The sequence below is a fragment of the Spirosoma pollinicola genome (assembly GCF_002831565.1).
Lineage (GTDB): Bacteria > Bacteroidota > Bacteroidia > Cytophagales > Spirosomataceae > Spirosoma > Spirosoma pollinicola.
Window position 1 is genome coordinate 8,469,948 of the sequence record NZ_CP025096.1, and the last position, 13,664, is coordinate 8,483,611.

The 13,664-nt window shown below is 45.6% G+C and carries 13 protein-coding genes, 1 pseudogene and 1 CRISPR repeat array; of the genes and pseudogenes, 9 read left to right on the top strand and 5 right to left on the bottom strand.

Going from position 1 to position 13,664, the window contains the following annotated elements:
* Window positions 1–952 precede the first annotated feature (952 nt).
* Both CWM47_RS39600 and CWM47_RS36070 read left to right on the top strand, forming a co-directional pair.
* A pseudogene (locus tag CWM47_RS39600) lies at window positions 953–1,273 on the top strand (DUF4369 domain-containing protein); the annotation flags it as partial.
* 60 nt (window positions 1,274–1,333) lie between these two features.
* Entirely contained in the window at window positions 1,334–2,068 is a 735-nt protein-coding gene (locus CWM47_RS36070; protein WP_240625997.1) for a TlpA disulfide reductase family protein, read from the top strand.
* 287 nt (window positions 2,069–2,355) lie between these two features.
* On the opposite strand, the gene CWM47_RS36075 is transcribed toward CWM47_RS36070, so the two are convergent.
* Window positions 2,356–3,084: a hypothetical protein gene (locus CWM47_RS36075; RefSeq protein ID WP_100993329.1), complete on the bottom strand. Its 729-nt coding sequence runs from the start codon at window positions 3,082–3,084 to the stop codon at window positions 2,356–2,358.
* Between the two features lie 972 nt (window positions 3,085–4,056).
* Between CWM47_RS36075 and CWM47_RS36080 the strand changes: the two genes are divergently transcribed.
* Entirely contained in the window at window positions 4,057–4,386 is a 330-nt protein-coding gene (locus tag CWM47_RS36080; RefSeq protein ID WP_100993330.1) for a hypothetical protein, read from the top strand.
* Here the strand turns inward: CWM47_RS36080 and CWM47_RS36085 are convergent.
* A complete protein-coding gene (locus CWM47_RS36085; RefSeq protein WP_100993331.1) occupies window positions 4,383–4,625 on the bottom strand; it encodes a transposase in 243 nt (80 codons plus the stop codon). The two genes, CWM47_RS36080 and CWM47_RS36085, sit on opposite strands and share 4 nt — an antisense overlap.
* Before the next feature lie 117 nt (window positions 4,626–4,742).
* Window positions 4,743–5,168: direct repeats of the CRISPR family, unit length 30 nt; unit sequence CTTCTAATCGTACCAGAGTGGAATTGAAAT.
* A 295-nt stretch (window positions 5,169–5,463) separates the two neighbouring features.
* Window positions 5,464–5,670: a hypothetical protein gene (locus CWM47_RS36090; protein ID WP_100993332.1), complete on the bottom strand. Its 207-nt coding sequence runs from the start codon at window positions 5,668–5,670 to the stop codon at window positions 5,464–5,466.
* A 54-nt stretch (window positions 5,671–5,724) separates the two neighbouring features.
* Here CWM47_RS36090 and CWM47_RS36095 point away from each other — a divergent pair, with 54 nt between their 5' ends.
* Entirely contained in the window at window positions 5,725–6,213 is a 489-nt protein-coding gene (locus CWM47_RS36095; RefSeq protein WP_100993333.1) for a hypothetical protein, read from the top strand.
* 254 nt (window positions 6,214–6,467) lie between these two features.
* Window positions 6,468–7,133 carry a recombinase family protein gene (locus CWM47_RS36100; protein WP_100993334.1) on the top strand — a complete coding sequence of 222 codons (666 nt, stop codon included), beginning with the start codon at window positions 6,468–6,470 and terminating at the stop codon, window positions 7,131–7,133.
* Window positions 7,134–7,351: 218 nt separating this feature from the next.
* On the opposite strand, the gene CWM47_RS36105 is transcribed toward CWM47_RS36100, so the two are convergent.
* Window positions 7,352–8,389, bottom strand: a complete 1,038-nt coding sequence (locus CWM47_RS36105) for a jacalin-like lectin (protein ID WP_100993335.1) — start codon at window positions 8,387–8,389, stop codon at window positions 7,352–7,354.
* A gap of 635 nt (window positions 8,390–9,024) precedes the next feature.
* Here CWM47_RS36105 and CWM47_RS36110 point away from each other — a divergent pair.
* From CWM47_RS36110 to CWM47_RS36120, 4 genes are all read left to right on the top strand, one after another.
* On the top strand, window positions 9,025–10,260 hold the full coding sequence (locus tag CWM47_RS36110; RefSeq protein WP_240625626.1) for a transposase: 1,236 nt from the start codon (window positions 9,025–9,027) through the stop codon (window positions 10,258–10,260).
* The gene (locus tag CWM47_RS39605; protein ID WP_240625627.1) at window positions 10,199–10,570 is read left to right on the top strand and encodes a transposase; all 372 of its coding nucleotides are present in this window, start codon (window positions 10,199–10,201) and stop codon (window positions 10,568–10,570) included. Before CWM47_RS36110 ends, CWM47_RS39605 begins: the two co-directional genes overlap by 62 nt.
* Before the next feature lie 383 nt (window positions 10,571–10,953).
* Window positions 10,954–11,472, top strand: coding sequence for a DinB family protein (locus CWM47_RS36115; protein ID WP_100993336.1), 519 nt, complete (start codon window positions 10,954–10,956; stop codon window positions 11,470–11,472).
* A 78-nt stretch (window positions 11,473–11,550) separates the two neighbouring features.
* Window positions 11,551–12,165, top strand: coding sequence for a DUF6434 domain-containing protein (locus CWM47_RS36120; RefSeq protein ID WP_100993337.1), 615 nt, complete (start codon window positions 11,551–11,553; stop codon window positions 12,163–12,165).
* A gap of 60 nt (window positions 12,166–12,225) precedes the next feature.
* Here CWM47_RS36120 and CWM47_RS36125 read toward each other — a convergent pair whose 3' ends face one another.
* Entirely contained in the window at window positions 12,226–13,605 is a 1,380-nt protein-coding gene (locus CWM47_RS36125) for a hypothetical protein (RefSeq protein ID WP_100993338.1), read from the bottom strand.
* Window positions 13,606–13,664 lie beyond the last annotated feature (59 nt).

The following is a 13,664-nucleotide window of genomic DNA, read 5'->3' on the forward strand; positions in this document are numbered from 1 at the left end:
AAAGCAAAAAAAACAAAAACACCAAAACAGGGAAAGGTGCAGAGGGCGGCGAACTATAAATTTAGTTAGTAATTTTTGGGCACCCTGAGAAGTTAGCAAAAGGGGGTCATTTTGCTAAGTGATAGCCCCCGTTTTTCTCCCCTTTTCCACACTTTTTCTGCTCCTTGGTTAATTGTACTTTTCGTAGGGTTGTTGTATAAGCAACGTTATGTTAAGGGAATATTCTAAGATCAACTACCGCATACAAGCCGTGAAAACAGATCCAATTGTCCTTTGGAAAGGGGAGAAGAAGGGCCAACATTATGTTAATAAAATATCTCTAGATTAACCCTATCAATTGCGAGTAAAGTACCCCCGAGAATGGCTTCTAGGTTATCATATCGTTTAATTATACAATACGACAAAATGTAAATTAGATGACTCTCGTCAGATGGATACCTAGCTTATTTTTGATTTGCATGAGTTGCGCCAAGCCCTATACACTGACCGCTTCCCGAGATAATTCTCCTTGGTTTGGCACTGGAGAGATTACTGAAATTCACACACCTGAAAATCAAACCTGCTCCATTGACCGATTTAGTGTAACCATTCGAACGGATCTCCCTTTCGATCAAAAGACCGCTAACTCCACTCAGAAAGTAACAGGCTGTATTGTCTGCCAACCAAAGTTGCTAAGTCGTCTCAATCGTTCACTGTGGGTAGAGCTTCCTTGCAATTAATGGACTCTGGAACAGGGAACCCTCAAATGAGCTATCAGTTCTCCGATAAGGATCAGGGTCAGGTAAGGGTAACCAAATTGAATCGAGCTACTGGCCAAGTAAAGGGTCGATTCGAGTTAACATTGACTAGTACAAACGGCCAAAGCACTCGTTTTACAAGAGGAAGGTTTAAAGGTAAACTGATGCGCCAATAGTGTTCTAGCTTTACATAATGCCACTTATACAACAGATTTATGAAGTCTTTCCTGCTTATTTTTTTGCTCCTAATTCCAACGTTGCTTTGGGGTCAAAGCAACGTTTACAAGATTGAAGGCAACATAGCAAAGGTTAAACCCGGAACTATAGCCTATGTACGCTATGCCGTGGAAGTGGAAAAAAAAGTTTACTCGGATTCCGCCCAGATCCACAATGGAAAATTTTCTATCACTGGGACGGTCGATCAACCCCATTTGGCCCGGCTATTTATTGATCAAAATTCGATCCGCTTCTATCTCGAACCTGGTGCCATTTCAATAATCAGTCTTGATTCCGTCCAAGACGCAGTTGTGAGTAGGTCACCGATGAATATTGATAATCAGAAGCTCAAAAAAATACTCAAACCCACGGATGAGCAAATGACTATGCTACAGAGGGAGTACAAAGCAGCTACGCCCGAACAGAAAAAAGAGAAAGGATTCGACGAGCGTTTCGAGAAGCGGAGCGACGCTATTTCTGCTCAGCAGGGTAAACTAAAAGCGCAGTTTATTCAAGCAAACCCGACGTCTATGCTGAGTCTGTATGTGTTGAAAGACTATACTGATTGGTTTACCCCAGAATTTTCGGAAGTGGAACTCATGTTCAGCCAATTTTCAGAGGCTATCAAAACTAGCAAACCTGGTAAAGCGTATGCCCAAACACTGGCTGTTCTTCAAACCACTTCGGTTGGGGCAACGGCTCCTGAGTTTGCTCAACCGGACACCTCGGGCAAAACCATATCCTTGAGCAGCTTCAGGGGGAAATATGTTTTAGTTGACTTTTGGGCGAGCTGGTGCGTTCCTTGCCGAGCTGAAAATCCGAATCTAGTCAAGAACTTTCAGCAGTACAAAGACAAAAACTTTACGGTCTTGGGCGTTTCGCTAGATCGGCCTAATGCGAAAGAGGCTTGGCTGAAAGCAATTCGCAAAGACGGCCTCGACTGGACGCATGTATCGGATCTCAAACATTGGGATAGCGAAGTAGTGAAGCAGTATGCTATTCGATTGATTCCGCAAAACTTTTTGATTGGTCCTGATGGAAAAATTCTGGCGAAGAATATTCGAGGTGAAGCGTTAGGAGTAAAATTAGCCGAACTGTTTAGGAACAAGCCTTAGTAATTAAAAAGTTGAGTTTGAATTGTGAAAAGATTGCAACTTTCATTGCCTATATAACTTTTCTCACTCGGCCTGATAAAGACAAGTTTAAGTTTTTCTTCTAATATTTTCATAACATAATTCGTAGTTATAGAACAAGTCTGGGAAATGTACAAATGTCTGACCCTCAGTTAGTTTGTACATTTCCCAGACTCGTTCTATAACTAACTTTATGTAAAGAGATTAAAGTAATAAACTACGAATTTGACTTATCCTGAATTTATAGAAATAAGTCAAATTTGCATTGATTAATAGTTGGCTAGCTTACGACTGTCATAAGCGGTAATAAGTGCAATTAATTTAGCTTGTGTCAGGTCTGTCGTTGTTTCAGAAGTGAGTAAGTCAGATGGGGCATCGGGTAACGCTTTTCGAAGTGATTCCTGAGTGAGTTGAATCAGTTTTGGAGAGTTACTAACTCGCTTTACATAGAACTCTTCCGAGATGATGTACCGTCCATCGAATTTCTCATCACTTGGCATTCGCATCGGATACACGGAACGAGAAATGGGCTGAAGCCTTTCTTGGTATCGACGTAGAAGTTTAGTTTGCCCATCATACACCACCTGATAATAGGCCATTTGCCATATGCCTAAATCATTGTGAGAAATACCAATAAACTTGCGCCCTTCTAAGATGAATTCATCGGGAACTACAGGATAGGTTTCTAATGAATCGCTAGTCTGAAAAAAGATAGTTCCTGTGATGAGATTGTAGGATAGTTTACCTGCTAGTTGATGCCCATTTCGAAATTGTAGACTGCCTTGGTGCCAAACATTGGTTCCTAAAAAGGGAGAGCCTAAGTATCGGATTGTCGATATAGCTTTACCTGTATAAGTTGTAGAGACCAAAAAAGTAGTGAATACATTCCCTTTTTGGTCTTGAGACACCACTCCACCCGTGCCTAATTGTCCATAACTGGGGCTCAGTAAGGCTATAGCTAGGCTACTCAATACGACTCGACTCAACCATCTTTCCATCTGTTATTAGATTATCTAGATTTAACAACTATGGTCTTTACTGCAAAACGGGGCCAAAATGAAAATAGCCCCGTAAAGTACTGACTTTGAGGTATGGTAAAGAAAACGGTCCTTTACTTTACTACTGGATTAACAGGCTATTGCAGCTTATTTTGTCCTGTTTTGAGGCAAATAACTTGGTTAAACAATCAAAGTAAGCTTAGCTATACCGAGTATTGAGTTTTCTGCCACTCTATTTTCATTTTGGCCCCGTTTTGCAGTGTAGACCAACTATTGCCGTCAAAACTGGCTGCTAACTAGGTAAATAATAGGTAAGCAAGTAAATTCTTTACTAAGAGCATTTGTTAAAAAATAGTTAAAGATATAGTTGAAAATATTATATTAATTCGGGCTTAAACCTGTTATATAAGTGGCATTATGATAAGCTATCTTGATCGCATAGACGTAACCACTATCAGATTATTCATAATTCGTCCACATTCACTGGTATCGTCTTTATAGCGAATCCAGACCTTTAAGCTGTCGACATCTATGTTAGCGGGCATATTATCAGCGGCAAAAGGCTCAGGTAGATTTCTTGTCTGATACCTACTTGACCCTATTTGAACTCCTAAATTATCGCAACATACGCACGCTGGTACGTATCGGTATCTATAAACAGTAGCCGCTGTTTCTTTAGGTTCAATCAATTGACAGCCCCCTATCAGGCAAGAAGTAGCTAATGAAAGCAAGTAGCGCATAACTATTCTGGTTATGCAAAAAGGACTCTGATCTATATCCAAGGGTTGGAAATGAAAAGACTCTGTTGTTGTATAATCAATCTTATTTTAGTCTAAGGAGCTTGTAAGACAAATTTCTTATATTGTCTTACAAGCTTAAATACGTGTCTTACATTTTTTGAATTTTGTCTTACATGATTCTGTTTTGTCAAATTTTAGCTAAATATGTGTCTTACACGTGTAAGACATTCTAATGGAAGCTGAAAATCCCGCACCTACCTCAGACACTAAGATAGATTCACCCTCTAAAACTAATGGGCCTGTAACTTGGTCTATTCGGGGTGTTGAACGCGACACTCGATCTGTAATCGAGAAGGCTGCTGAACGAGCCGGTAAGACGATGGGTCAGTACGTCAATGAGGATATCCGCAGTTTAGTACAAGGCCAGCTCTCTCAATCTCAATTACCAGCTGCCCCGGTTGATCTACAAAACCAGATGGACCACCTGACAAAAATGGTCGAAGCTCTTACTAATCGAATGCCTGAACAAGGAAAGAAAAGTTTCTGGCAACTAGCTAGCTAGAGCTTCTCGAAGCTCTCGCGAAGCTCTCGTTGCAACCTTCTGATCTGTTGCTGTTCGTCAGTAAGTGTGGTATTGGCAGGCAACGTTTGATCGTTTTTTTTGTGGCGTTGTCTCCATTTGCTGATTCGTCCTGGATCGATGTCCAATTCGCGGGCGGCTTCTTGAATTGATCCTTTTACATAAGACAGCTCGACAGCCATTTCCTTGAATGCTTCGTCAAACACACGTCGTTTAACCATGGTCAAATTGAAGTTTGGCCTCAAATCTGCCTAAAAAAAGTCTCCAGTCAAATGTAGCAAGTTCAGAGTGGAATTGAAATTCACTAACCCACACCCGGTACTGATCGAATTTAAGTCCTTCTAATCGTACCAGAGTGGAATTGAAATACCAAACTCGTCATTGATGTCTCCCAGGTCAATGAGCTTCTAATCGTACCAGAGTGGAATTGAAAGGTAGTAAACTTGGGGTCATTGCGGCCAATAGTGTTGACTTCTAATCGTACCAGAGTGGAATTGAAATATTAAAAGTTCCCATGACCATGCGTGATATGCTGCTCTTCTAATCGTACCAGAGTGGAATTGAAATCTGCTTAACGAAATGGTATAGGTGGGCTTACCGTGTCTTCTAATCGTACCAGAGTGGAATTGAAATTCCGGATATCGCGCTCGGTGTAGGACTGTACCGTGCTTCTAATCGTACCAGAGTGGAATTGAAATTAATAATGCCGGATAGGATACCCGCGCCGGTATTAACTTCTAATCGTACCAGAGTGGCATTAAAACTTAATTTATTGGTCAATATAAAACTGGATTATCAACAAACGGTCAACATTTTTACGGACGAGTCATTAACAAATCGTTCAAATAAAGGTAAGCGTACACAGTTTATTGAACTTACAATGCTATGTATAACAATTAGTTACACCAATATTTCATTGTCGTAAAATCGTTCAGGAAAACCCTTGGCCAAATGAACGCGTTTACAAATAGGTTCTTTTATGGGAAAGGCGATGTAACAGGATCGAATGCACTTTACCCGCTATCCTATGCTAAGCCGCGTGTCAGGTAACCTGTCTGATCAATCCACTTTCTTAATCTCGGTCGCACTGAGGGTGATGGTAAATTCGCGCCGTTGACTGTTCCAGCAGTGTACCCGCTGACCATATTGACTGATCACCGGGACAGGCCAGTCAATGGCCCCATTAGCCGCTTCTAACGCTTGAGCTGCCTTTGGGTTAATGAGCGTGACTAAGTCATTCAACTTGAACTCGTGGTTTTTCTTCATTCAATACTTAATTTTCTACCTTTGTTTTCTGGTAAAAGTCTTAAAACCAAGTGAATGAAAGCCATTAACATCCATTTTTTTTCGCCTACTGAAAACCAACAGCCTACGGCCAAGGCCGAAAAAGCCGCCAAACCAGCTAAGCTACTTTTAACCGGTTACATTTCTAGTGTCGGCAAACTTGTTTTGCCCGCCAAGACGGTGGCTCATTTAGGGGTCGATCTAAGCAAGACAGGCTTTAAAGTAGGGATGGACGAAGGAAAGCGCAAAGCCAAATCGCTCTACCTGGTTCCAAGCAGTAGTGATGCGGAAACCTTTACCTTCGAGAAAGCGGCTAAAAGTTATACGTTGGCATTACCCTTTATCTTGACCAAGAGTGGAGTTGATTTCGCCAAAACGAAATACGACTTTACCATTCGCCTTTTCGAGTTTGAAGGCACGACCGCCTTTGCGCTGCAATTAGCTCCTGAAGCTGCGGCTGTCAAAGTACCTTACACCGGTAAGCCAAGAGGTCGAAAGCCCAGGCAAGCCTCCGATGCCGAGTAACCTTAATGAGCCCTGTTCAGACAGGGTTTTTTTGTGTTTTGTCTCTGGTGATGTAATGTAGTCTTCAACCGATCTTTTCAAGAACTGGCCATCTTTTTTTAAGTGACTCCCCCAATTTTTCTTTCGCTGCCATCCTGGCAGCTTTTAAGTAGTAGATTCTATCCCCTTTTCCACTATTTTTGTTTTGTCACGAGTCAAGAACGGTCGTTCTAGCTTTGTGACAAACACATTTTTTGTCTACAAATAGTCTATTTATGGTAAAATACGTAGCCTACTACCGGGTATCGACCCAAAAGCAGGGGAGAAGCGGACTAGGACTCGATGCCCAGAAAGCAGGTATCCACGCCTTTTGTGGTGAGCAGTTGATCGGCGACTTTATCGAAATTGAATCCGGTGGAAAAACCAGCCGGAAGGAGCTGGCCAAAGCCATTGAACTCTGTCAGAAAGAAAATGCAAAGTTGATTGCCTACCGGCTAGACCGGGTGTTGCGGAATCTGGAAATTCTGGTTGCCTTGCGGCTGAATAAAGTCATGTTCACGGCCCTCGATTGTCTGAACGACTCTGACATGATTATTAACATCAAAGCCGCCTTAGCCGAGGATGAGTTACGCAAGATCTCCGAACGAACAAGGGCCGCTTTACACCAAAAGAAAGCCCGTGGTTTCACCTTGGGTAAGCCTGACAATTTCTGTGCTGAAGGTCGCCAAAAAGGAACGGGTGTTGGCAAACATGCGGCCCGAAATCACCCCGCTAACCAACAAGCCGCCGAGCTAATCCGCCTCTACCAGCGCGATAAAATGACGCTCAGGGCGATTGCCCAACAACTCAACAACACGGGCTTTCGGACCCGAACCGGTAAATTATTCCAAGCCGAATCCGTACGACGATTGATGAGTAAAGCACTTGTGCGCCAGCAATAGCATAATCAGCGAGAATGGAACTGATAATCTCAGCAGTATGAATTGATGAGGGTGGGGTCCGGACTCTATCTTGCTGAGCCGCTTTGGATATAACTCCCTACCACTGAGCTAGCGCCCTAAAGAAGACTCTGGCCTAGTGTTTGGGCCACTCATGCTCAGTAATCTTTAATTTTGATTCTCGACAGACTCCTTGTACGAGGAGTCTGTCGAGAATTATTCTAGTTCGATGGGGGTATCAGTGTGCCTTTGGCTTGGCTTCGGCCATAAACCACGTTGGTGTACAACCCCTTTACGGGGACACTCACTTGATTCCCACTGTTGAAACTGATGGTTAATTGACCCGAGTAGGGCAAATCTAATTGGCCTTGACTGACCGTAGCTAAGGCATTAACAAGGTACTCCGCTGGTAACACGCCGCCTGTATCCCAGCTCAAGCTTATTTCGGTCGTTACCTCTGTCGAGGACTCACTGCCTGTCGTTCGCTCCCAACCAGCGGTCGCTTCGCCACCAATGCCGAAAATATCCGCCTTTACTGTCACCAAGGCGTAATACTTCACGGTGGATGACTTGGTCCATGATTGTGAACTCGTCCGGGTTACGGCGTTGGCAAAGCGCCAGTTAGTCTCCGTATTAAAAGGACCGAATGAGGCCTGCTGTAAGGCCACCACGTTGATGCCCGCCGCGCTGCCTTTTTCAGGAGCTCCGCTATAGTGTACATCCCCTAATTGAACCGAGGAAACGTTATCAAAAAAGATGAAGCCAAGCATGTCAATTTCCTGGCCGCCGCGGCCCGTATAGCCCACTAGAATCCCCGAGCCGGTGGGTGCCACATAAGTATTTTGTCCCGATACATCTTTTCCGGCGGCCAACGTTTTACCCGTGTTAGTTGTCATCTCGACGCGGCCCGTTCGGGTTCCCACTCCATTTCCCCAGAGCTTCAACGAGGTAATGATTTCGCCTGGATTGATATCAAGTTTGGCGTACTCATTTTTTTGTTGACCCGCTTGAGTGGACGAGTCATCGGTATACGTAAGTCGAACGCCTTTCAACGCTTTTGAATCATACCATACTTCAACTCGTTTGACAAGTAGACCGTTGAGAGCCTCACTCGATAGAAATTTGCTACCCCCAAATCCCCCCACTACATATTCAGGTGTATAATAGGGCCCCGAGGGGTAATCAGGCCAGTCATTAGTTTCGCCGGGGTTAGCCCTAGTGAAGAGTTCCGCGGGAATCGGTTGTGAGATAGTTTCCATAGTCGATGTGCTTACTTATTTTGGTTGAAGACAAAAGTAGCCTGCACCGGAAGGGACTTATGGTATAAATGAGTCAAATAGTATAAATTTTGTTTCAGCATATTTTATACTGTTAATTTACAATTTTTATATAAGATTTTTTATAAATAAAAGAAGCACATTAACCGACGGTTGGGGTTAGCTTGATGAGCTTGAAAACTCCTAGCACTCGTTAGCCTGTAGGCTTATGAGCGCCTAGTTTTAATTATTTGGTATAGTCTTTATGTGTCTGCCTCTAAAAGGCAATTAGTTCGGCTGACTAAAGTAGATAGGCTCTCAATTTTGAGGTTACTTCTGGCTAGGCACGGTTCCAGACCGCCGGGCAATGGTAGTGCTATCTAGAGCCTTAAAGCGCCGTGCTCTCAATAACGTGCCTGGCAGGTTACTTATCGACTACTTTAGAGAGGTGATGATTTATCTCACAAACTCAGCTAAAATGTGAGATTCTGCTTTTGATTGGTGAGATGGCAATTTGAGACTAAAGCGAGAACAGAATGAGTTTGCTTGCACTATTACTGTACCCATTTCACGAATCGGGCGTGGCTGTTGCACAACTCCGCTTAGGGATATAAGGGGCCTTTTCTGTATCTTAAGGTATGCAAGGCAGAAAAGAATATACCGAAAAGCAAATCACTTGTTTTCAGCTGTCTAACCGCGTCCCTAAGCACAACCTCTACCGCCGGTTAAAGGAGACGCTCAACCTGACATTCATCTATGAGGCTACGGAACAGCTCTATGGATCAACAGGTAATCCGTCGATTGACCCGGTAGTGTTTTTTAAGTTCATGCTCATCGGTTGCCTGGAGAACATTTCTTCGGACAGAAAACTGATCCAGCACTGCTCTATGCGGATGGACATACTGTATTTCCTGGGCTACAATATCGATGAGCCGCTTCCCTGGCACTCTACCCTGAGCCGTACCCGCAAACTTTACCCGGAAGTACTTTTTGAGGCTGTGTTCGATAAAGTATTCAGCTTGTGTGTAGCTAGTAATATGGTAGCCGGTCGTAGAGCAGCCATCGACTCTGCTCCCGTCAAAGCCAATGCCTCGATGGAAAGGCTGTTGGAAAAACAGCCTCAAAGACCAGGACCCAAGCTGCTACTACAGACTGAAGATCACAATGGATCAGTAGACTTGGTGCCCAAACCCAGCAAGCGTCAAGCTGCCTCGGTGATTACCGCTGCTGATCATCAGTTAAGACAGTTGAAAAAGCGCCAGCAGAACTTGCAATGTGCGCCAACTACCCTGGGAGCCAGTAATGAAAAGGCCCAATTGTTGAGTAACAAGACTCATTACAGCCCCACCGATCCAGATGCTCGTATCTCGATCAAGCCGGGTAAGGCCCGCAAACTCAACTACAATTGTAGCTTAGCGGTCGATACGGCCGAAGGGGTCATCAGTCATGTGCAAGCCGATTTCGCCGATGGTCGGGACAGCCAGACTCTTCCCGATATTACCCTGAAACTTCAGCAGCGGTTGTCACATAATGAGTTGCGTTTAGAGGAGCTATTGGCCGATACAGGCTATTCCAACGGGAGTAACTACGCCTTACTGGAGCAGTGGAAAATCACCGGCTGGATACCCGTTTTCGGTCAATATAAGCCCCAGATCGAAGGCTTTCCTTATGATCCTGAGGAAGATCACTTCACTTGTTCAGAGGGTAAGCGTTTACCCTTTAAGACGTTTGACAAGAACGCGGATGGCGGCTGGCTGAAAGTCTACCGAGCGGATTACCAAGACTGCAAACAGTGTCCGCTCAAGCCCACCTGTGTTCCCAAGAGGTGGTCCGCCACCGCGGCAATGCCGACAAATTATCAGAACGGCCTATGATCCCTTCTATCGCCGAGCCCTGGAGCGCCAGCAAAGTCGACGGGGCAAACGCTTGAAGCGGCTTCGTCAACGGACGGTGGAACCCGTCTTAGGTAGTCTAGTGGAGTACAATGGGTTGCGAAAGATTAATGTACGGGGTAAAGCTGGGGCCCACAAGGTGATGCTGATGGCGGCTACTGCCTTCAACCTCAAGAAGTATATGAAGTTCACCACCAAGTCCACTCTCAGCCAGGCCATAGCCCTAAGAGTGGAATGGTCATTGTCTTCTCAGGACACTTTTTTGTGCTTTGGCATGCCTTTTCTCAACTAAGAAGGGCAGACCAGGGTAGAAAATCTCATTCGCCAATTCAGCCACTGAAAAATCGACGTTGGAAGCGGAGTTGTGCAACAGCCACGCTCCCAAATGAGACGAATGGAAATTACTAATCAATAAATAGGGGGTTCCGCCTCTACGTCTGTTAATAATTTTCAAGGCGGTAAATTTCGTTGATTGGGATACAAAAGAAGAGGCACGTCGTCTGTGTAGTGACTGCGTTTTTGGCCTGGAATCGCTTCGACTAGCTAGCATCCTACCTAGTGTTGCTGAGATTAATTATTGACACTCGACTGGGTTCACTACTGACATACGGCTGTCACTCCCCTGGTGTTTCTTTGTGTAGTCATTCAATTGACAACCTCAACCAATTACAGACCATGGAAAACACAGTGCAGCTTAGCCAAACGATGGTTCCGATCGTTCTCTCCCCCCAGCAACTTCTTGCCCATTGGCAGGGACACCGCGGACTCACCCGCCGGTTGATCGAAGCCTACCCCGAGGAACACTTCTTTTCGTATTCCCTGGGCGGCATGCGACCTTGCTCGGCCCTGATTGATGAAGTCCTGCAAATGGCCGACCAGAGTATGCAGGGCGTTGTTTCGGGCATTTGGCCTTCGTTTGGCCAGGGTTCGGAGGCACCTCCAAAAGCAACTACAAAGGAGCAGGTACTGGCGCAGTGGGATCGGGTGACCGAGACGATTAATGCCCATTGGCCGCAGATTCCATCCACTCGCTTCCAGGAAGTCGACAAGGCGTTTGGACTGTATGAAGGTCCTATCTACTGGTTTCTTTTCTACCTGATCGATAATGAAATTCATCACCGGGGTCAGGCTTATGTCTACCTGCGCACGCTGGGCGTAGAGCCGCCCGCTTTCTGGGATCGTCCCCAGGTATAGTCCGCTGGAAGCCCGGATAAGCCGATTAAAGGAGAAGGCGAATGGATTACCTATTCTACGAACGTAAACTGTTTTCGGATGAACGCCGATAAAAGACCCCTGTTGACGCGAGCAATACCGGTAACTGATTTTTCAGACTATTACTGGCTAAAAAAAGAGTTGGTTGATTTTTGTACACGACAGGGCCTCAAAACAAGTGGTAGCAAACTAGAAATTACGGAACGTATTGCGCATTTTCTGCAAACAGGTCGGCCACCAACCGACCTGGCACGTCCGAGCAAATCCTCCAATTCCGCTGACGGCCCGCCCCTAGTGGTTATGATGGATGCGCCCATCACGAAAAACTACACCAGTGGAGAACACATTCGGGGATTCTTTAAATCAGTGATTGGCCCACATTTTCATTTCACCGTAGGCCTGATGAAGTTTTGTAAGGAAAACCCAACCAAAACGTTTGGCGATGCCGTGCAGTACTGGCAGGAGGAATACCATCGAAAAAGCGACAAGTCGTATCAGCCCGAGATTGGGCCTCAGTTTGAGTACAATCAATACATCCGGGATTTTATGGCCGCTAATGCCGGCGCGTCGCTAAAAGAGGCCATCAGGCACTGGAAGCAAAAACGCAGCGCGCGGGGTGACAATAAATACTCCCGCGATGACCTGGCTTACGAATCATCAGAGACGAACGAGTAACTTTTTAAGTGAATCAAGGGACCGTATGCGACTTATTGAGTTAGACAAATATTAGGAATCTCAACAAACCCTCCTACTCGATACAACAGAGATCGTATAAGTCTGCTTCGAGAAACGGGCGTTTGAAGAGATACCATTAATGAATGGGCTTATATCGGATTTACCCTCAAAAATCACCTTGTCCGTTGCACCTTGCAACCACGTGTTCCGCACCGCACCAGGACCATTGAACCGAACCTGCACCCCGATGATCTCAGCCGGTCGGTTCTTGATTCGAGCCTGGTAAACCGCTCGCTGATTCAAAAAGAAGGTCACCAGCCCTGACCGGCAACTTACCCGTAGCTGATTCCACTGGGTGGGATGGCAGCCAAAGCCGCTTAAATCCGCTTTTCGGCTGGAGGCATAATACCCATAAGCGGCCACATAAATATCGCCGACGCAGCCCGGCTCGACGAGCGGTACTACTAACAGATCATTTTTGGCGTGCAACACTACCTCAACCCGCTGGCAGGCATCAGTCCCTGCCTCATTCAGACTTTTCACCTCGGTTTCAAACTCAAATGCATCGGTTCTAATGCCCTTGATAGTCTGCTGGTTGACCAGAATAATCTTTGGTGAGGAAGAATTCCGTTTTACGCCATGCTTCTCCAGCAGTTCGCCCGTAATGTGAACCGTTTGCGCACTGATTATATCGGACGGATTTAAATACAGAGGCTCCTGGCCCCAATCCGCTTCCACCAAACCTAGCCAGCCGTCTGTGTTGATCTGGAGATCATGCTCCCGCAGCACTTGCCCACCAACCATCAGTTTAGCCCGGTAAAAGCCGGGATAGTAATATATAGCGGAATAATGGTGGTCGTTTTTATGGACCAACACCTTGCGCCGGGTATCCCAACTCTGGCTAATGAAAACCGAATCGTCGTCCCGCGCCTTGGTGGCATCATAGCTAAAGACGACTGAATTAGGTAAGCCCCGGGTTCGTATGGTGCTGGAGGAAAACCGAAAGTCAGTGGGACTGTAGGGGGGCTCTCTACGGAGCAGAAAACTCACTAACCCCAGTAGAAAGATGCCGAGAAGAGCCAGCACCAACCAAGGTATGATCCATTGGGGCTTTTTGACCAACGATACAGGCACCGGCTGCTCAACCGGTATTGCCGCCGTCTCCGCCGTTTTGAGTTGGAAATCGCGCCAATCCGTGTAGCCTAGAAATTGAGCTAATGTATTAAGCGTCGTTAAGGAGGGGGTGCTCTTAGAGTCTACTTTACCCAGAACCCGCTTTAAGGTGGACACACTTAAGGATACACCCGTTTGCTGGCCGATGTGTTCGCTTAAGCGCTCCACATCATAGTTACTCCAGGTCTCACTGGAGCCCCAGCCCAATTGAGTTTCCAGCTGAACTTTCAACTTAGCGATGGCAATAGGGATCGGAGGGGAAGACATAGCCCACAAAAGTAGAAGGAATAGGCCTTGAACCCAACTTGAACCGAAGTTGACTCCCT